12 protein-coding genes are annotated in these 19586 nt (G+C 70.9%); 3 read left to right on the top strand and 9 right to left on the bottom strand.

Annotated elements, in window-relative coordinates; genetic code table 11:
* Positions 1 to 151: 151 nt before the first annotated feature.
* The 9 genes from BDW27_RS11150 to gatB all read right to left on the bottom strand — a co-directional run bounded on the left by BDW27_RS11150 (position 152) and on the right by gatB (position 14865).
* On the bottom strand, positions 152 to 1990 hold the full coding sequence (locus tag BDW27_RS11150; protein ID WP_233515727.1) for a glycosyltransferase family 2 protein: 1839 nt from the start codon (positions 1988 to 1990) through the stop codon (positions 152 to 154).
* Positions 1987 to 3840: a glycosyltransferase gene (locus tag BDW27_RS11155; protein ID WP_110049245.1), complete on the bottom strand. Its 1854-nt coding sequence runs from the start codon at positions 3838 to 3840 to the stop codon at positions 1987 to 1989. The genes BDW27_RS11150 and BDW27_RS11155 overlap by 4 nt, the downstream gene beginning before the upstream one ends.
* Positions 3837 to 4214 carry a hypothetical protein gene (locus BDW27_RS11160; protein ID WP_110049246.1) on the bottom strand — a complete coding sequence of 126 codons (378 nt, stop codon included), beginning with the start codon at positions 4212 to 4214 and terminating at the stop codon, positions 3837 to 3839. The genes BDW27_RS11155 and BDW27_RS11160 overlap by 4 nt, the downstream gene beginning before the upstream one ends.
* A gap of 333 nt (positions 4215 to 4547) precedes the next feature.
* Positions 4548 to 6137: a phosphoglycerate dehydrogenase gene (gene serA, locus BDW27_RS11165; RefSeq protein WP_110049247.1), complete on the bottom strand. Its 1590-nt coding sequence runs from the start codon at positions 6135 to 6137 to the stop codon at positions 4548 to 4550.
* A gap of 220 nt (positions 6138 to 6357) precedes the next feature.
* The gene (gene ilvC / locus BDW27_RS11170) at positions 6358 to 7353 is read right to left on the bottom strand and encodes a ketol-acid reductoisomerase (protein WP_199560618.1); all 996 of its coding nucleotides are present in this window, start codon (positions 7351 to 7353) and stop codon (positions 6358 to 6360) included.
* 112 nt (positions 7354 to 7465) lie between these two features.
* On the bottom strand, positions 7466 to 7990 hold the full coding sequence (gene ilvN, locus BDW27_RS11175) for an acetolactate synthase small subunit (RefSeq protein WP_017547239.1): 525 nt from the start codon (positions 7988 to 7990) through the stop codon (positions 7466 to 7468).
* An 18-nt stretch (positions 7991 to 8008) separates the two neighbouring features.
* Complete coding sequence (locus BDW27_RS11180; protein ID WP_255421481.1) at positions 8009 to 9784, bottom strand: acetolactate synthase large subunit; 1776 nt, start codon at positions 9782 to 9784, stop codon at positions 8009 to 8011.
* Between the two features lie 402 nt (positions 9785 to 10186).
* Entirely contained in the window at positions 10187 to 12892 is a 2706-nt protein-coding gene (locus BDW27_RS11185) for a bifunctional diguanylate cyclase/phosphodiesterase (RefSeq protein ID WP_110049248.1), read from the bottom strand.
* A 458-nt stretch (positions 12893 to 13350) separates the two neighbouring features.
* Positions 13351 to 14865 (bottom strand): Asp-tRNA(Asn)/Glu-tRNA(Gln) amidotransferase subunit GatB, encoded by a 1515-nt coding sequence (gatB, locus tag BDW27_RS11190; RefSeq protein ID WP_110049249.1) that lies wholly within the window; start codon positions 14863 to 14865, stop codon positions 13351 to 13353.
* Between the two features lie 248 nt (positions 14866 to 15113).
* On the opposite strand from gatB, the gene BDW27_RS11195 reads away from it, so the two are divergent.
* From BDW27_RS11195 to BDW27_RS11205, 3 genes are all read left to right on the top strand, one after another.
* Complete coding sequence (locus BDW27_RS11195; RefSeq protein WP_199560620.1) at positions 15114 to 16283, top strand: thioester domain-containing protein; 1170 nt, start codon at positions 15114 to 15116, stop codon at positions 16281 to 16283.
* A gap of 403 nt (positions 16284 to 16686) precedes the next feature.
* On the top strand, positions 16687 to 17886 hold the full coding sequence (locus BDW27_RS11200) for a thioester domain-containing protein (protein ID WP_110049251.1): 1200 nt from the start codon (positions 16687 to 16689) through the stop codon (positions 17884 to 17886).
* A 361-nt stretch (positions 17887 to 18247) separates the two neighbouring features.
* Positions 18248 to 19474: a thioester domain-containing protein gene (locus tag BDW27_RS11205; RefSeq protein WP_233515728.1), complete on the top strand. Its 1227-nt coding sequence runs from the start codon at positions 18248 to 18250 to the stop codon at positions 19472 to 19474.
* The last annotated feature ends 112 nt before the right edge of the window (positions 19475 to 19586 follow it).

Raw genomic sequence — 19586 nt, forward strand, 5'->3', positions numbered from 1 at the left:
ACCTGCCCTCCGTACGCCGGGACGACCACGCACACCGACAGGTCCGGCTCCCACTCCCCCAGCGGCGGCGGTTCCAGCACCGAGTAGTCGTTGCGGCGGATGAACGGACGGGGCGTCGACGGCGCCTCCGCCGGACCGCCCTGGACAAGTGTCATCGGTCGCTCCCAGCTGTCGGAGAGTCGGGTGTCGTCGTCTCGGTCGTCGGTGCCGGGGCGTCCTCCGGGCTGGACTCCAGCAGTGCGCTGGGACGCCAACCGCGCCACTGGCGCAGGGGTTCGCGCAGGAAGTAGCCGGAGGTCTCACGCCAGGTGTGGCCGGTTCCCCGGCGCCGGATGACGCATCCCAGGCCGTGGGTCCGGTAGGTGGAACCGCCCGCGTCCCGCACGTCGTCGAGGAGTCCGGCGTCCTCGTTGACCCGTAGGGGTCGGAAGCCGCCCACCTCCTCCAGGGTGGTGCGGTCGGTGAGGATCGAGGCGCCGGTGACGTGCTGGCCGAAGACTTCGGACGGGACCAGACGCCGCACGGTCAGGCCGAGGTGCTCCAGGTGGTGGTACTCGGCCGCGCATCCCACCAGTTCGGCACCGGAGTAGCAGCGGGCCAGCACGAGGTCGGAGAGGTGATCCGGCCCGTACCAGTCGTCGTCGTCCATCTTCGCCACCAGGGTTCCGCTGGCCCGCGCGATCGCACCGTTGAGCACCGAACCGAAGACCAGGTCGCCCGGGGGTTCCCAGACCAGGAGGGATCGGCCGCCCCTCCGGTACTCCGCGATCGCGGCCGCGACGCCCGGAACGTCCACCGCGAACCCGTGCAGCGCGAGCACGACCTCCACGTCCACTCCCCGCTGACGGGCCACCTGCCGCAGCGCGAACCGCACCATCTCGGGCCGCCGTGTGCACAGCACCACCGACACCGTGGGTTCCGCCGGCACCGCAGGACCGCCCGACTCAGCGAGAAGGCGGGCCCGACCATACGAACCGTGCGCCCGCAGCGCCGCCCGCCGCAACCGGACACTGTGCTCCTCACGGAAGAGCTCGTCGGCGAGCCCCTCCTCGGGCGAGTGCGCGAGCAGGTCGTGCAGCTCCTTCCCCAGGGGGCGCGCCCAGAGCGGCGGGCGGGAACCCACGAGGGGGATGCCCGCCGCGGCCAGTCCGGCCACCGCCCGCACCGCCGCCAACGGGCCGCTGTGCCGCCCCCACTCCACCCGCACCGCGCGCAGGTCACGCAGACCCGCCACGTCCACGTCCGACACAGCGCCGTCCTCGGGAACCCGCCAACGCACGTTCCCGGCGACCAGCACCCAACGCCCACCACGCGAGACCAACCGCCCCACACGCGGAGTGGACCCCCGAGTGAAACCCATCGGGTTCACCACCCGCTCATCCACCACCGGAACATCGTCCACCGAAAGACGGGCGGCCTCGGCCGCCCGAGCCACCGCCCCCCGTCCGCCCAGGTGAAGCCAGGACGGATCGGTCGCCGACCGGTTCCGCGCACTGGTCGGCGTGGCCCAGCCGGGCCCGCGCCGATTGCCCGCCAGTCCCCGGGCGACGGCCTCCAGCACCAGTGCCGCCTCGACCGGGTCGGCGAAGGAGAACTCCCACAGCCAGCCCTGGTCCGGCAGTCGTCGTGTCCGCGAGTACAGCAGACCGGACCACTGCCCCAGCCCCGGCGGGGAGGGCAGCGGCGGGGACTGGCGCGGCGCCGTGCCCTGGACCGCGATACCGAACCCGGTCGCGGCGGGCAGCCGCTCGGCGCGCGGGACGGCGGCGCGCAGGTCCGCGGCGGTCACGGCGACGAGTACGAGCAGGTCGACCGGGGGCTTCGTCCGTCCGCCCGTTCCGCCCCCGCCCCGTCCCAGGTCGACGAGCCGGCCCCCGGTCTCCCCGGCCAGCGTCGCGGCGGTTCCGGCGGCGCCCGCGCCGGTGTGGGCGATCAGGACCGTCCGCGCGCCGTGCGCCCGTCGCGCACGGGTCAACAGCGCCTCGATCACCGGGTCGTCCCCGCGAAGCGGATCCGCTCCTCCTCCGACTCGGCCAGATCCGTCCAGGTACCGGCCAGGACGGTGGTCGGCAGGTCCTCCGGATCCGGTTCCAGGAGGGCGCTGGGCCGCCACCCCGGAAGCTGCTGTTCGCCGCACAGCCGCAGGAAGTAGCCCGCGCCGACGCCCCAGGTGTGGCCGTCCGCCTTGCGCCGCAGTACGTAGTTGCAGCCGTGCCCCCGGTGGATACGGGCGCCCATCCGCTCGATCGCCGCCAGCAGGTGCGTGTCCTCGGCGGTCGACACCCGGGCGAATCCGCCCGCCTCCTCCAGCGTCCTGCGGTCCGTCATCAGGGTGCCTCCGGCCGCCCTGTGCCACAGGGCGTCGGTCTTCCCGGCCAGACGTACCGTGCGGTCGAGGGATTCCAGGTAGACGAAGGAGACGATGCTCCCGACGAGGTCGGCCCCGGAGTAGCGGCGCGCCTCCAGCAGGTCCGAGAGGTGCTCCGGCCCGTACCAGTCGTCGTCGTCCATCTTCGCCACCAGGGTTCCGCTGGCCCGCGCGATCGCACCGTTGAGCACCGAACCGAAGACCAGGTCCTCCGGCGCCTCCCAGACCACGAGCGAGCGGCCGCCCCGCCGGAACTCCGCGACCGCTTCCGCCACCCCCGGAGCGTCCACCGCAAACCCGTGCAGGGCCAGCACGACCTCCACGCCCACGCCCCGCTGACGGGCCACCTGCCGCAGCGCGAACCGCACCATCTCCGGTCGCCGCGTGCACAGCACCACCGACACCGAGGGCTCCGCCGGCACCGCAGGACCGCCCGACTCAGCGAGGCGGCGAGCCCGACCATACGACCCGTGCGCCCGCAGCGCCGCCCGCCGCAACCGGACACTGTGCTCCTCACGCGCCTGCGGGTCCACCATCACCCGTTCCTCCACGGAGGTGAGGAGGTCCGAGAGTTCCCCGCCCAGGCACCGCGCCCATCCGGGCACCGGGCCGCTCACCAGCGGAATCCCCGCTGCAGCGAGTCCGGCCACCGCGCGTACCGCCGCCAACGGGCCGCTGTGCCGCCCCCACTCGACACGCACCGCGCGCAGGTCACGCAGACCCGCCACGTCCACGTCCGAGACGGAGCCGTCCTCGGGCACCCGCCAACGCACACCGTTCCCGGCGACCAGCACCCAACGCCCGCCACGCGAGACCAACCGGCCCACACGGGAGGTGGAGCCCCGGGTGAAACCCATCGGGTTCACCACCCGCTCGTCCACCACCGGAACGTCGTCCACCGACAGCTCCCGGATCGTCGGGCGGGCCGACAGCGCGCCGGGACGGCCCAGTACGGCCCAGGTGGGACCCGTGGCCGGAACGACGTCCGGGCTCTCCCTTCGCGGCGGGGCCTGGCCTCGCCGCCCACCCACCATCGCCTGCGCGACCGCCCGCAGGACCACCCCCGAGTCGACCGGATCGGTGAAGGCGAACGAGCACGACCACCCCCGGCCCTGGAGGCGGCCCACCTGGAAGTGGAGCAGGCCCTCCCACTGCCCCAGGCCCGGTGGGGTGGGGAGGGGCGGGCCGGTGTGCCGGGCCGAGGCGGCGACCACCACCCGAAGGTCGGCGGCCGAGGGCAGCCCCGTGCTCAGCGGGACCGCCGCACGCAGGTCCGCCGTGGTGGCCGCGAGGACCACGACGCGTTCGACCGGTTCGTCGAACTCACGCCCGCCCGCCTTCCGGAGGTCGACGACCTCCAGCCCGTCCCCGGGCCGGGCGGGGCCCGGATCGGTTCCCTCACCGATGTGGCACAGCACCAGGCGCCCCGGCCCGCGCCCCCGGAGGGCCTCGGTCAGGGCCCCTTCCCTCACGACACCGCCCGGCTGTGCACGGGGGCGGTCTTGATCACCTGTACCTCGGACAGCCGACCGCTCATCTCCGTGCGCAGCTCGGACACGGACTCGGCCACCGAGTCCAGGCGGTCGGTCAGGTCGTCTGCGCGGCCGAACATCTCGGCACGGTTCTCGCCCGCGATCTCGGCCACCTCGCGGACCTGTCGGTCGAGGCCCCGACGGAGGTGGCGGATCTGGGCGGCGGTCCGCCGTGTCTGGACCACGAGCAGTGCGACCAGGCCGGTGAGCCCGGCCAGGACCGTGATCTGCACGGCCGACCACAGGTCGACCAACCCCACGAAGAACAGCGATCCGAGTGCCGCGGAGACCGCGAGCACCGAAAGAAAGGACATGAGAACGAGACGCCGCCGCAGAAAACGCAATTCAGACCCCATTCGCGCGGAACACCGGATTTCCCGAGAACCGACCGACGAGGAATGACCACCCGCAGCCGACCCTCGGCCACGCTTACATCCGCACCACGGAGACGAAGAACCAGGCTGGCGGGCGTGTCACGATGTTTGCCAACCACAGACACACTCTTTGGACCGCATTACAAAGGAGAAAATCAATCCTCATAGCGGCATAAATAGGAAATTCATGTGACACGAAAAGAAGGGGCCGTTCCGCGCGGATATCGAATGTCGACATCCGTGCGGAACGGCCCCCGAGCCGACCGGCTCCGGTCAGTCCTCCAGGTCGATCTGGCGGGCGATCTCGGCGTCGATCTCCCCCGCGATCGACGTCAGGATCTCGTCCGGCACGGCGGAGTCCACGGTCAGGGCGATCAGCGCCTTGCCGCCCTCCTGGTCCCGGATGACCTGCATGCCAGCGATGTTGACCTCGGCGTCGCCGAGCAGCGCGCCGACCTTGCCGACGATGCCCGGGCGGTCCTCGTAGGAGAGGAACACCATGTGCTCGTCGAGGCCGATCTCCATCGTGTAGTTGTTGATCTCCACCAGCTTCTCGGACTGGCGGGGACCGGTCAGCGTGCCCGAGACCGACACCCGGGTGCCGTCCGCCAGCACACCGCGCACGGAGATCAGGTTGCGCCAGTCGGTGCTGTCGTCACTGGTGATCAGGTTGACCTCGACACCGCGCTCCTTGGCGAGCAGCGGCGCGTTCACGAAGGTCACGGTGTCCTCGACCACGTCGGTGAAGACGCCCTTGAGCGCGGCCAGCTCCAGGACCTTGACGTCGTGCTGGGCGATCTCGCCGCGCACCTCGACGTCGATCCTCGCGGCGAGCGCCCCGGCCAGCGAGGTGAACACCCGGCCGAGCTTCTCGGTGAGCGGCAGACCCGGCTTGATCTCCTCCGCGACCCCGGTGCCCTGCACGTTCACCGCGTCCGGAACGAACTCGCCGGACAGGGCCAGCTTCACCGAGCGGGCCACCTGGGTGCCCGCCTTCTCCTGCGCCTCGGCGGTGCTCGCGCCCAGGTGCGGGGCGACCACGACGTTCTCGAACTCGAACAGCGGGCTGTCCGTGGTGGGCTCCTTGGCGAACACGTCGATGCCCGCACCGGCCACGCGGCCGTCCTTGAGCGCCCGGTACAGGGCCTCCTCGTCGAGGATGCCGCCGCGCGCGGCGTTGATGACCCGCACGGAGGGCTTGACCTTGCTCAGCGCCTCGTCGCCGATCAGGCCCACCGTGTCCTTGTTCTTGGGCAGGTGGATGGTGATGAAGTCCGAGCGCTCCAGCAGCTCGTCCAGGGTCACCATCTCCACGCCGATCTGGGCGGCGCGGGCAGGCTGCACGAAGGGGTCGAAGGCGATGACCCGGGTACCGAAGGCCAGCAGGCGCTGGGCGACCAGGGCGCCGATCCGGCCGAGGCCGACCACGCCGACGACCTTCTCGTAGAGCTCCACACCCGTGTACTTGGACCGCTTCCACTCACCGTTGATGAGCGCGTTGTGGGCGGGGGCGGTGTTGCGGGCGCTGGCGAGCAGCAGGTTGATGGCCTGCTCGGCGGCGCTGATGATGTTGGAGGTGGGGGCGTTGACCACCAGGACGCCGGCCTTGGTGGCGGCGTCCACGTCCACGTTGTCCAGGCCGACACCGGCGCGGGCGACGACCTGGAGGCGGTTGGCCGCGGCGACGGCCTCGGCGTCCACCTGGGTGGCGCTGCGCACGATCAGGGCGTCGACACCGGACAGGGCGGGAAGCAGCAGGGACCGGTCGGCACCGTCCACATGGCGTACTTCGAAGTCTTCCTCAAGAAGCGCGATTCCGGCAGGCGAAAGCTTTTCCGCGACGAGTACGACGGGTTTGGTCACAACTGTTCCTTTTCGGGTGGTGCGACCCGATCGCGCAGGTGGAGGCGCTGCCCGAGTCGGGTGTGACGGCCGGTCCAAAGTCTACTAGCGGGGTAGGGAAGCCCGTCGGGCGGATGGCGGAACCGCCGACGAAAGAAGAGTCACCCTCCCCCGCGAACGCCACCGGGGGCGGAGCGACCGCCCCGCCCCCGGTGGGGATTTCGAGTTACGAGAGGCGTTGTTACCCCTTGAGCCAGCTCATCAGCGGACGCAGCTCGGCGCCCACCTTCTCGATCTGCTCGTTCTGCTCGGCCTCACGGCGCTTGCCGAAGGTCGGCTGACCGGCGTCGAACTCGTCCATGAGCTCCTTGGCGTACGTGCCGTCCTGGATCTCGCCCAGGATCTTGCGCATCTCCTCGCGGGTCTGCTCGGTGACGAGGCGCGGGCCGCGGGTGTAGCCGCCGTACTCGGCGTTGTCCGAGACGGACCAGTTCATCTTGGAGATGCCGCCCTCGTACATGAGGTCGACGATCAGCTTGAGCTCGTGCAGGCACTCGAAGTAGGCGATCTCCGGCTGGTAGCCCGCCTCGACCAGGGTGGCGAAACCGGCCTTGACCAGCTCCTCGGTGCCACCGCACAGGACGGCCTGCTCGCCGAAGAGGTCGGTCTCGGTCTCCTCGGTGAAGGTGGTCCGGATGACACCGGCCTTGGTGCCGCCGATGCCCTTGGCCCACGACAGCGCCAGGTCCCAGGCCTGCCCGCTGGCGTCCTTCTCGACCGCGACCAGACAGGGCACGCCGCGCCCGGCCTCGTACTGGCGGCGGACCAGGTGGCCCGGGCCCTTGGGGGCGACCATGGCGACGTCGACGCCCTCGGGGGCCTTGATCAGGCCGTAGCGGATGCTGAAGCCGTGCCCGAAGAAGAGGGCGTTGCCCGCCTCCAGGTTGGGCTCGATCTCCTGGGCGTACAGGTCACGGTGGATGTGGTCCGGGACCAGGATCATGATCACGTCGGCCTCGCGGGTGGCCTCCGCGGGGCTGACGACCCGCAGGCCCTCCTCCTCGGCCTTGGCGCGGCTCTTGGAGCCCTCGGCCAGACCGACCCGGACGTCCACGCCCGAGTCCCGCAGCGACAGCGCGTGCGCGTGGCCCTGGCTGCCGTAACCGATCACGGCGACCTTCTTGCTCTGGATGAGCGCGAGGTCGGCGGCGTCGTCGTAGTACATCTGTGCTGCCACTTGGGGTTGCTCCTTGTTTCTCACGTTCTTTGGGGGCGGGGTGAGCCGTCCGGCCGTGTCCGGACAGCCTTTCAGTTCGAGCTCCGCCGGGTGCCGATTCGCCGGTGACGGCTCAGGCGCTGCGGTCGACCGCCCTCAGGGAGCGGTCGGTGATCGAACGGGGCCCCCGCCCCAGGGCGACCAGCCCTGACTTCACGAGTTCCCGGATCCCGAAGGGTTCCAGGTTCCTGACCAGGGCATCGAGCTTCTCGGGGTCGCCGGTGGCCTCGATGACGACGACGTCCGGGCTGACGTCCACGACGTGCGCGCGGAACAGCTCGGCCGTCTGAAGCACATGGGTGCGGCTCGACGCGTCGGCCTTGACCTTGACCAGGAGCAGCTCGCGCTGCACCGACGCGGTGGTGTCCATCTCCACGATCTTGACGACGTTGACCAGCTTGTTGAGCTGTTTGGTCACCTGCTCCAAAGGGTGGAGGTCGCAGTTGACCGCGATCGTCATCCGGGACAGTCCGGTGTACTCAGTGGTGCTCACACTGAGCGAGTCGATGTTGAACCCACGACGGGAGAAGAGGGCGGAGGCCCGGGCCAGGATGCCCGGGGTGTCCTCGACCAGAACGGAAAGCGTGTGACGGCTCATGGTGGTTCGGCCCTACTCCTAGTCCTGGTGTTCCCAGTTGGGCGCCATGTCGCGCGCGTACTGGATGTTGTCGTTGCTGACGCCGGGGCCGACCATGGGCCAGACCATGGCGTCGTGGTTGACGGTGAAGTCGACGACCACGGGGCGGTCGTTGATCGACATCGCCTTCTCGATGGTCGCGTCGATGTCCTCGGGTCGCTCGCACCGCAGGCCCACACAGCCGTAGGCCTCGGCCAGGCGGACGAAGTCCGGGATGCGGACCTTCTCGTCCAGCGGCGAGGTCTGGAGGTCGGTGTTGGAGTAGCGGCCCTCGTAGTAGAGGGTCTGCCACTGGCGCACCATGCCCAGGTTGCCGTTGTTGACCACGGCGACCTTGATCGGGATGCCCTCGATCGCGCAGGTGGCCAGCTCCTGGTTGGTCATCTGGAAGCAGCCGTCGCCGTCCACCGACCAGACCACGCGGTCGGGGTCGCCGACCTTCGCGCCCAGGGCGGCCGGGACGGAGAAGCCCATGGTGCCGAGGCCGCCGGAGTTGACGAAGGAGCCGGGGCGCTCGTAGTCGATGAACTGCGCGGCCCACATCTGGTGCTGTCCGACGCCCGCCACGTAGGTGGCCTCGGGGCCGACGACCTGTCCCAGGCGCTGGATGACCGCCTGGGGTGACAGGCTGCCGTCGGTGGGGGCGTCGAAGCCCTTGGGGTAGGTGGTGCGCAGCTGCTTGAGCCGGTGCCACCAGGCCTCGTAGTCGCCCTGGCGGCCCTTCTCCTGGTCGGCGCGGACGGCCACGACGAGGTCGGCGAGGACCTCGCGGCAGTCGCCGACGATGGGCACGTCCGCGTGGCGGTTCTTGGAGATCTCGGCCGGGTCGATGTCGGCGTGGACGATCTTCGCGTCGGGCGCGAAGCTGTCCAGGCGACCGGTGACACGGTCGTCGAACCGGGCGCCGAGGGCGACGATCAGGTCGGCCTTCTGGAGTGCGCCGACGGCGGTGACGTCGCCGTGCATGCCGGGCATGCCCACGTACAGCGGGTGGCTGTCGGGGAAGACGCCCCGGGCCATCAGCGTGGTGACGACGGGGACCCCGGTGAGTTCGGCGAGGACCCGCAGTTCGGCGGAGGCCCCGGCGCGCAGGACGCCGCCGCCCACGTAGAGGACCGGGCGCTTGGCGTCGGCGATCAGCCGGGCGGCCTCGCGGACCTGCTTGCCGTGGGGCTTGGTGACCGGCCGGTAGCCGGGCAGGTCCAGGCGCTCGGGCCAGACGAAGTCGGCGCTGTTCTGGAGGGCGTCCTTGGAGATGTCGACGAGCACCGGGCCGGGGCGGCCGCTGGAGGCGATGTGGAAGGCCTCGGCGATGGTGCGGGGAATGTCGCGGACGTCCTTGACCAGGAAGTTGTGCTTGGTGATCGGCATCGTGATGCCGCAGATGTCGGCTTCCTGGAAGGCGTCGGTACCGATCATCGGGGCGGCGACCTGCCCGGTGATGGCGACCATCGGGACCGAGTCCATGTGGGCGTCGGCCAGCGGCGTGACGAGGTTGGTGGCCCCGGGCCCGCTGGTGGCCATGCACACCCCGGGTCGGCCGGTGGCGTAGGCGTAGCCCTCGGCCGCGTGCCCGGCGCCCTGCTCGTGGCGCATCAGGATGTGGCGCACCTTCACCGAGTCGTAGAGCGGGTCGTAGGCCGGGAGGATGGCGCCGCCGGGAATCCCGAAGACAGTGTCAACGCCGACGTGCTCCAGCGACCTGATCAGCGATTGGGCGCCGGTCATCTGCTCGGTCATCTCAAGATCCTTCAGCGAGGGTCCAGAGCGGTGCTGCGGCTCTGGCGGTGGTGGTTGCCGGTTCTCGGCCTGGTGCGGCAATAAAAAAACCCCCACCGCCGGGTGGCGGTCGAGGGTGGCGCGCAGCAGAGGAAACTCAGTGGGCTGCGCGCCGACCAAGTACGAGAATCAGGGAGTTGTTCTGCACGTTGACAACATTGGCCGACGGAACGGTCGCGCGTCAACCAGAACTGAAGTTTGTCTCATTATGTGAGACGAAAATGTCAGAATACGGCCGCACGGGAACCGACCCCACCCCTCTGACCTGCGAGGACAAGGCCAAAGCCCCTGTCGCGTGTAACGCAGAACACGCGACAGGGGCTCGAACCATCGTTCGTAAGCCGGACTTAACATCCCAGGCCACCCGATTCCGGACGGCTACAGGTTGGCCCCGGCCTCCCCGCCCACCAGGGCCTCCACACCGCTCGCGGGCATCGGACGGGCGACCAGGAAGCCCTGACCGTGGTCGCAGCCCATCACCCGCAGCTGCTCCAGCTGCTCCGGTCGCTCGATGCCCTCGGCGACCACCTGGACGCCCAGGTCGCGGCCGAGCTGGATGATCGTGTGGGTGAGCAGGGTGACCGTGTCGTCGCGACCCAGGTCCGCGATGAAGGACGGGTCGATCTTGATCGCGTCCACGCTCAGCTCGCGCAGGTGCGCCAGCGAGGCGTAGCCCATGCCGTAGTCGTCGATGGCCAGGCGCACCCCGAGCTCGCGGAGTTCGCCCAGGCGTGCCACGGCGTCGCCCCGGTCGTCGAGGAGGACCTCCTCGTCCACCTCCAGGGTCAGCACCTCGGCGGGCAGACCGGTCTCGGCGAGCACGCCCTCGACCGTCTCCACGAACCTCGGCGACAGCACCTGCTTCACCGACAGGTTCACGGACAGGCCGATGTCCCAGTCGGAGACCCGCCACACCGCGACCTTCTCGCAGGCCTCTCGCAGTATCCACTCCCCGAGGGGCACGATCAGACCCGACTCCTCGGCGGCGCCCAGGAACTCGCCCGGGCCCACCGCCTCACCGTCACGGTCCCACCGCACCAGCGCCTCCACCGCGTTCACCTGCGAGGTGCCCAGGTCGACGACCGGCTGGTACTCCAGGAAGAACTCGCCGTTGGCCAGCGCCTGCCGCAACCGGATCTGGAGCTCCAGCCGGGACACGACCATCTCGTGCATGTGGGCGGCGTAGACCTCCACGTTCCCGGCCCCGCGCTCCTTGGCCCGGGTCATCGCGACGTCGGCGTTGCGCAGCAGCTCCCCGCTGTCGGTGGCCTCGTCGGCGAAGGCCACCCCGATGCTGGCGGTCAGCAGGATGTCCCGGTCCGCCACCTGGAAGGGCTCGGAGGCGATCACCCGGCCCAGCCGCTCGGCGAGGTCGACCACCCGCTGCGCCTTGGGCACGTCCTCCACCAGGACCGCGAACTCGTCCCCGCCCCAGCGGGCCAGTGTGGCGTTGGCGCCCAGCTCTCCGCGCAGGCGCCGGGCCGCCTGTCCCAGCATGTGGTCGCCGCGCACGTGCCCGGCGGAGTCGTTGACCGCGGTGAACCCGTCCAGGTCCAGGAAGATGACCGCGACGTCCCCGGAGGGGTCGTCACTGATCGCCCGGTGTGCCAGGACGTCGCTGGCCCGCTCCTCCAGGTAGGCGCGGTTGGGCAGGCCCGTGACGCCGTCGTGGAAGGTCAGGTGCTCGACCTCGTCCTGGAGGGCGACCTGGGCGCTGATGTCGCTGGTGGTGACCAGCAGGCGGTCGGGCTCACCCGGCTGTTCGTACAGGGAGATCGTCGACGACGTGTGCCGCCAGGTGCCGTCCGCGGCGCGCACCCGCAGCCGCAGGTGCACCCCCTGGCTCGACCGCTCGGTGAACAGTCTCGTGACGGCCTTGGTCCGCGCCAGGTCCTCGGGGTGGATGAGCGTGGTCACCGGCGCGGCCAGGACGTCGTCCAGCCGGTAGCCGAACGCCTCCGCCGTGCCCGGGCTCATGTAGTGGACACCGCCGTCCCGGTCCAGGACCAGGATGACGTCGCCGCTGTTGCGCGCCAGTTCGTTGAAGTGCCCCTCGCGGTTGCGGACCATGCGGGCGAGCGTGGAGTTCTCCTCCAGCATCCCCACGACCCGCAGCAGCAGGACCAGCACCGCCGTCCCCGCCGCCAGCGGCAGTACGGGGGCGACGTCCGGCAGGCGCAGCGCCGCGACAGTGAGCACGACGGTGGCCACGAACACCGAAGCCACGGCGGCGATCTCCGGCGCGAAGCGGTAGAGCCCCCGGCCGGTGATCCTCCGGGGAGCCGCGCCCGGACGGTGCTCCACCAGCCACGGCAGCGCGCCCAGCAGGGCGAACCCGAGGAAGCGCACCGGCTGCTCGACGCCGCCCGCCACCGGGGGGCCGGTCAGGCGCGTCACCGCGCCGACCATGTCCGAGGCCGCGATGACGACCAGCGCGCCGATCGCCACCAGCACCGCGCGCCGGGTGCTGTGCGGCGACATGAACACCAGGGGAATGAGCAGGCACAGCACCACGATGTCGGCGACCGGGTAGACCAGCGCGAACCCGAGGAACCCGGCCCCCTCGCCCAGCTCCTCGTAGAGCGGGGAGAACAGCAGGATCCACACCACGGAGAAGACCGCGGCGGCGCACACGTAGCTGTCGGTGATGTGCCGCACGGCCGTGCGCAGGCCGCCGGGCCAGGGAGCGAACCGCGTGAAGCCGATCACGAAGAGTGGCAGTGCGGCGAGCGCGAAGAGGTCACCCAGGGTGAGCGAGAGGACCGACGCTCCGCTGAAGGAGCGGGTGATGGCGTGAGTGAGACCACCCGCGCACCAGGCGAGCGCGGCCAGCCCGAGGAAGCGCAGCGCGGCGGGACCGTCCGCCCCGTCCACGTGGGCCTCCCGGTCCGCACCGGTCCGGGCCCAGCGCCGCGAGGCGTAGAGCAGGGAGCCACCAGCGGCTCCGGCCACCACTGCGGTGGGCCACTGCCCCAGGGACGCGGTCAGCGTGGCCTCTCCCGAAGGGATGACTGTCCCCGCGAGGTAGAGCAGGAAAAGCGCGCCCAACCCGAACAGCCCCAGGCGGCGTGCCCTCGTTCCCATCACCGGCCTCCCAGCGGGTGCGCGGCGACCCGGGCGGCCCCCGGCCGCCGTCGCGCTCTCTCCTCGGACATGGAGCACCCACCTCGTGATCACTCGCATCAGGACGCGGCGCCGTGCCGCACCGCGGGTTGCCGCCCGGGTTCCCACGGGACCGGGACGAACGGTGGCGGGATGGACCGGACGGGCCGGACACACCCCCGTGCGTGGACACCCTACGCAACCAAGGTCACACAGCGATTGAGGAGCGGACGAGAGATGACGACAGAACCATCACCCAGAGTGAGTGTCGCCCGGTGCTCCCCTCCCCGGAAGCGACGGCGGCGCCGAGGGGACCGAGTCCCCCCGACGCCGCTCACGCACCGGGCAACGAACCGGGACCGACGGCGGTTCCGCCCACCCGGGCCGAACGGAGGAGCCCTACCTCACACCCCGGCGCCGACGGGCGGTCCGCCCGCCCCCTACTGGCCGGAGAGCCTCTCCAGGATGAGCTCCCGCGCACGGCCCGCGTCGGCCTGGCCCCGGGTGGCCTTCATGACGGCGCCGACCAGGGCGCCGGCCGCGGCCACCTTGCCCCCGCGCACCTTGTCGGCGGCGTCGGGGTTGCTGGCGATGGCCTCGTCGACGGCCGCGCCCAGCGCGCCGTCGTCGCTGACGACCTTCAGGCCACGGGCCTCCACCACGGCGTCGGGCTCGCCCTCACCCGCGAGGACGCCCTCGACGACCTGGCGTGCCAGCTTGTTGGTGAGCGTGCCCTCGGCGACGAGCGCGATGACCCGGGCGACCTGCGCCGGGGTGATCGGCAGGGAGGAGAGCTCGACCTCCTGCTCGGTGGCGCGGCGGGAGAGCTCGTTCAGCCACAGTTTGCGGGCCTCGGCCGAGGGCGCTCCCTCGGTGACGGTCGCCTCGACCAGGCCGATGGCGTCGGCGTTGACCAGGTCGCGCAGCTCGGTGTCGGAGAGGTCCCACTCGGACGTGACCCGGGCGCGCTGGGCGGCGGGGAGCTCGGGCAGGGTGGCGCGCAGCTCCTCGATCCACTCCTCGGACGGGGCGACCGGGACGAGGTCGGGGTCCGGGAAGTAGCGGTAGTCCTGTGCCTCCTCCTTGGAGCGGCCGGAGGTGCTGCGGCCGAGGTGCTCCTGGAAGTGGCGGGTCTCCTGCACGACCCGCTCCCCGGCGTCGAGGACACCGGCCTGGCGCTCGATCTCCGAGCGGACGGACCGCTCGACGGAACGCAGGGAGTTGACGTTCTTGGTCTCGCTGCGGGTGCCCCACTTGTCGGCGCCGCGCTCGTTGATGGAGACGTTGACGTCGCAGCGCATGGAGCCCTCCTCCATGCGGACGTCGGAGATGCCGAGCGAGCGGACCAGGTCGCGCAGTTCGGCGGCGTAGGCGCGGGCGACCAGCGGGGCGAGCTCACCGGTGCCGGTGATCGGCTTGGTGACGATCTCCAGCAGCGGGATACCGGCGCGGTTGTAGTCGACGTTGGAGTGGCTGGCGCCGTGGATGCGGCCGGTGGAACCACCGACGTGCGAGGACTTGCCGGTGTCCTCCTCCATGTGAACGCGCTCGATCTCCACGCGGAACACGCGCGGCCCCTCGGGGGTGTCGACCGTGACGTCGAGGTGCCCGTCCACGCAGATCGGCTCGTCGTACTGCGAGATCTGGTAGTTCTTCGGCATGTCCGGGTAGAAGTAGTTCTTCCGCGCGAACCGGCCCCAGGGGGCGATGGAGCAGTCGAGCGCCAGTCCGAGCCGGATCGCGCCCTCGACGGCCTTCTCGTTGACCACCGGCAGGGAGCCGGGGAACGCGAGGCAGACCGGGCACACCTGGGTGTTGGGCTCGGCGCCGAAGGCGGTGGGGCAGGGGCAGAACATCTTCGAGGCGGTACCCAGCTCGATGTGGGTCTCCAGGCCGAGCACGGGTTCGTACGTGTTCAGCGCCTGTTCAAAGCTGGGAGTCACCGCGTGGGCCATCGCCGCAAACCCGTTTCAGTAGAGGACATACCTTCCAGGTCAGCCTACCGAGGCTGAGAGGTCCGGCGGTCCCGTCCCCGGGCGGGGTGCCGCTGACGGATGTCACGGCGAGCACACGATTGGGCCGCTGTAGAGATGATCTCCCGCTGTGACGGGTGCCGGACGGTTAGTCTTTACTGCCCAGGAAAACGATTTCGCCGGTAGGGGCGTTCGACCCCTTCCGCATGTCACAACAGGAGCGCCCGCGCATGTCCGGCATCCTGCTTCGGTGCGCCGCGCTGCTTTCCGCCTCCGCGCTGATCGGCACCCTGACCACCGCCCCCGCGGCGGCCGACGACTTCTCCCGTCTTGACCGAGATCCGGTCGCGGGCCTGCCCGTCGTGCTCACTGACGGCGACGAGGTGGACACGGCGCTGTTCAGTCTGCGCGTGGCAGACGAGGACTCCGTACGCGCCTACGCGCTGGTCGTGGACGAGGAGGTGCGGCCGCGCACCGCCTACGTGGAGTCGGCGTGGGCTGACCGTCCGGAGTGGACCGTAACCCCCGGGGATTCGGCCCCCGCGCACCGGGCCAACTGGGTGGTGTCCAACTCCTACCCGAACGTGCCCCTGCCCGTACTGGGCGCCGCCTCCGGGGTGCTGTTCCTGGAGGAGACGCACGCGATCGCGGCGACCCAGGCCGCCCTGTGGAACGTGCTGGACGGGGTGGAGCTGGACCCGGACACCAACCACCCCGACGTCATGACCCTCTACGCGTACCTGGTGGAGGGCAGCGCGGACGCCGAAAGCGGGACCACCTCCCCTTCCGTGGAGGTCTCCCCGGCCCAGACCGAGGCGGTCGCCCCGGAGGAACCGCTGGGCCCCCTGACGGTCTCCAGCGCGGGCGAGGGGCCGGTGCGGCTCTCGCTGCGCGGCGCCCCGGCGTCGTGGCTGGTCGACGCGGAGGGGGAGGAGATCTCACAGGCCCACGACGGAGACGAGGTCTACCTCGACGTCGACCCGTCCGTCCCGGCCGGGGTGGTCACCCTCCATCTCCGCGGCAGCGATGTGCCCCTGGAGGAGGGGCGGCTGTTCACCGGCCGCGAGGGGGTGCGGACGCAGCCGCTGATCACCGCCGAGCCGGGTTCGGCGACGAGTTCGACCAGCGCGACGTTCACCTGGCGCGGCGAGGAGCCGAGGGGCGAGACCACCGAGGAGCCCGAGCCCGAGACGGCCGGGCCCGAGGCCCCGGAGGTCCGTGAGCTGCCCTCGCCCGAGCCCGTGGTGGAGGACACACCGACCCCGGAGGCGCAGGACCGGAACACCGAGAGCGGCCTGGCCCTCACCGGCACGTGGCTGTCCGGCCTGCTGGTGATCGCCGGGGCGCTGGTCGTGTCCGGCCTGCTCATCCTGGTTCTGGGCAGAAAGCGACGGGACTGAGAACCGGGGAACTCACTCTTCTCCGAACTCACGTTCCATAACACCAGAACATAATGCGACTTCTCCCTGCGGGAGTTTTTTGCGACCCGTTATGAGTCACATTTTCTCCGGAGCGGGTTGGAAGTGGTGAATCCGATCGCTAGTATCAAGCGGGCGGTCGGCTTTCCCACGGCGCACGCGGCCCGTTCCCGCGTCAGCGAGCCCCAACCGGAAAGACCGTGCCCGGCCCGAACGGCCACCGCGCCCCTGCCCCCGACATGGTGCGACGCCCGCCGGGCGCACCTCAGCGGCCCTCCCTCACTATCGAGGGTGCCATCCGTGGCGACCGCGCCCTCCGCACACGGCTCCCCATCGACCTGGGCGGATTCCATCCGGTTACCCCTAGAAGACACCGGGACACAACTTGAGTAACTTCTCCCTCCCCCGCACCGCCGGACGCGCTGGTCTCGCCGCCAGCGCCGCGGCGTTCCTAGCCCTCGGTCTGGCCGCCCCCGCGGCCGCCGACGAGGTGGAGACCTACGAGGGTTCCCTCGAAGGCCGGTACACCGGCAACGCCGAGAACGGCCCGAACGTCCACATGGACGGCGAGGAGGTCCGGCCCAGCCTCTTCAACCTGGAGCTGACCGACGGCAGCGTCCTCACGACGTACTGCATCGACTTCCGCACCAACATCGTCGGCGGCGCCGAGTACAAGGAGGACGACTGGGCCAACTACCCGGGCGAGGGCTCCTTCGCCCAGCCCGGCAAGGTCCTGTGGATCCTCCAGAACTCCTACCCGCGCACCGACGCCGCCGCGCTCGGTGAGGCGGCCGGCGTCGAGGGCCTGAGCAACGGCGACGCCCTCGCGGGCACCCAGGCCGCCATCTGGCACTTCAGCAACGACATGGACCTCAGCGAGGGCAACAGCGAGGCCGTCGAGAAGGTCTACGCGTACCTCGTCGAGAACGCCGAGGAGACCGAGCGCGAGCCCGGCGCCGCGCTGAGCGTCACCCCGTCCTCCGCCGAGGGCAAGGCCGGTGAGACCGTCGGCGAGTTCGTCATCGAGACCAACGCCACCGAGATCCCCGTCGACCTGACCGCCCCCGAGGGCGTCCAGCTGGTCGACGTGGAGTCCGGTGAGGCCGTCACCACCGTCGAGAACGGCGACAAGGTGGGCTTCGCGGTCCCCGAGGACGCCGAGGCGGGTGAGGCGTCCTTCAGCCTGGAGGCCACCTCGACCGTCGAGACCGGGCGCCTCTTCCAGGGCAAGGACCCGAAGAAGCCCACCCAGACGCTGATCACCGTCGACGGTGAGCCCACCAACGCCACGGCCTCGGCCTCGGCGACCTGGGCCAAGGGCGAGACCCCGGTCCCGCCGACCGACGAGCCGAGCGAGACCCCCTCGCCCAGCGAGTCCCCCTCTGAGCCCGCTGAGAAGCCCAGCGAGCCGGCCGAGGAGAAGCCGACCCCGCCCAGGGAGGACGACAGCCCGAGCCTCCCGGTGACCGGTGGCGCGCTCACTGGTCTGGTCGCGGCCGGTGTGGCCGCCCTGGGCGCCGGTGGCGCCGCCCTGTACCTGAGCCGCAAGCGCAAGGCGGCCAACGGTGAGGACACCGACGCCTGAGGGGTCGCCCCCTGAGCCGGTGACCCCGGCCGCACCGTGGATCCGGACACCGGACACGGCACGGCCGGGGAGCGAACCGCACGAGGGCCCGTCCGCGTGAGAGATCACGGGGGCGGGCCCTCCGTCTTTTACGGAGAAGCCGCAGTTCAGGGCGGGGGCGCCAAGAATTCCCTCCGGTTCGGCTTGGAGGTACCCCGACAGATCGCTAATATCGGACAGGCACAAACCTCTTCTCGTGTGCCTCCGGGCTCTCTCGAAGCCCGAAGCCGCGCCGGCCCCTCCCGGACGCGCCCCTCTTCCTCCTCCCGCCGCCGCACGCCCCAGGGCCCGTGTGGCGCGGCACCTCATGACAGGACACGACGTGAAGCACTCCCCCAACCTCCGGAGCACCGGTCGCGCGGGTCTCACGGTCTCGGCCGCGGCGCTGCTGACCTTCGGCCTGGCCGCCCCGGCCGCCGCGGAGCCCGTGGAGACCTACGAGGGCTCGGTGCGCGCCCAGTACGTGGGCAACCACCAGTCCGGCGAGACCGTCACCATGAGCGCCGGCACGATCGGCACCAACCTCTTCAAGCTCCGCCTTGAGGACGGCAGCGAGCTGATCACCTACTGCATCGACATCGAGACGGGCATCCGCTCGAGCGCCTGGTACCAGGAGGACAGCTGGGCGAACTACCCGGGCAAGGGGTCCTTCGCCGAGCCCGGCAAGGTCCACTGGATCCTCCAGAACGGCTACCCGACGGTCAGTGCCGAGGACCTGGCCGAGGCCGCCGATGGCGCCAACGCCGCCCGCGTCACCGAGAAGGAGGCGCTGGCCGCCACCCAGGCCGCCATCTGGCACTACAGCAACGGCGCCTCCCTCACCCGTGGCCAGGGCAACGTCAAGGGGATCTACGACTACCTGGTCGCCAACGCCGAGGAGCTCCCCCAGGAGCCCGCGCCGACCCTGAGCGTGAACCCGAACAGCGCCGCCGGCAAGGCCGGTGAGACCGTCGGCGAGTTCGAGATCTCGACCAACGCGGCCACCGTCCCCGTCGACCTGACCGCCCCCGAGGGCGTCCAGCTGGTGGACCTGGAGTCCGGCGAGGCCGTCACCACCGTCGAGAACGGCGACAAGGTCGGGTTCTCCGTCCCCGCCGACGCCGACGCGGGCGAGGCGTCCTTCAGCCTTCAGGCCAACGCCACCATCAAGCAGGGCCGTCTGTTCAAGGGCGAGAACCCCGACAAGGCGACCCAGACCCTGATCACCGCCGAGGACAGCGACGTCACCGTCAACGCCGCCGCCTCCGCGGAGTGGGCCGAGGCCGACCAGCCCACCCCGACGCCGGAGCCGGAGCCGTCCGAGGAGCCCTCGGAGAACCCGAGCCCGGAGCCGACCGACGAGCCGGAGCCCAAGCCCACCCCGACCGACGCTCCCTCCGAGGACGACAAGCCCGCCCCGGGCAAGGACGACGAGCCCAGCCTCCCCGTCACCGGTGGCGCGCTGCTCGGCCTCGTGGCCGCCGGTGTGGCCGCCCTGGGTGCCGGTGGCGGCGCCCTCTACCTGGCCCGTAAGCGCCGCAGCGGCAGCGCCGCCGGCACGGACGCCTAGGTAGCCGCACCACCCGTACAGGGGCCCGTCTCGCGATTCACTCGCGGGGCGGGCCCTTTGTCATGCGTGAACAAAACGGAAGTCCTTTTTCCGACCCCACCACGCGCATTAC

This window comes from Nocardiopsis sp. L17-MgMaSL7 (assembly GCF_003182025.1).
Classification (GTDB): domain Bacteria; phylum Actinomycetota; class Actinomycetes; order Streptosporangiales; family Streptosporangiaceae; genus Nocardiopsis; species Nocardiopsis prasina.

What these genes read in the sequence shown, in the direction of transcription:
- BDW27_RS11160 (WP_110049246.1), bottom strand. Translation starts at nt 4,214, where the DNA reads ATGTCCTTTCTTTCGGTGCTCGCGGTCTCCGCGGCACTCGGATCGCTG.
- ilvN (WP_017547239.1), bottom strand. Translation starts at nt 7,990, where the DNA reads ATGAGCCGTCACACGCTTTCCGTTCTGGTCGAGGACACCCCGGGCATC.
- BDW27_RS11185 (WP_110049248.1), bottom strand. Translation starts at nt 12,892, where the DNA reads ATGGGAACGAGGGCACGCCGCCTGGGGCTGTTCGGGTTGGGCGCGCTT.
- gatB (WP_110049249.1), bottom strand. Translation starts at nt 14,865, where the DNA reads ATGGCCCACGCGGTGACTCCCAGCTTTGAACAGGCGCTGAACACGTAC.
- BDW27_RS11195 (WP_199560620.1), top strand. Translation starts at nt 15,114, where the DNA reads ATGTCCGGCATCCTGCTTCGGTGCGCCGCGCTGCTTTCCGCCTCCGCG.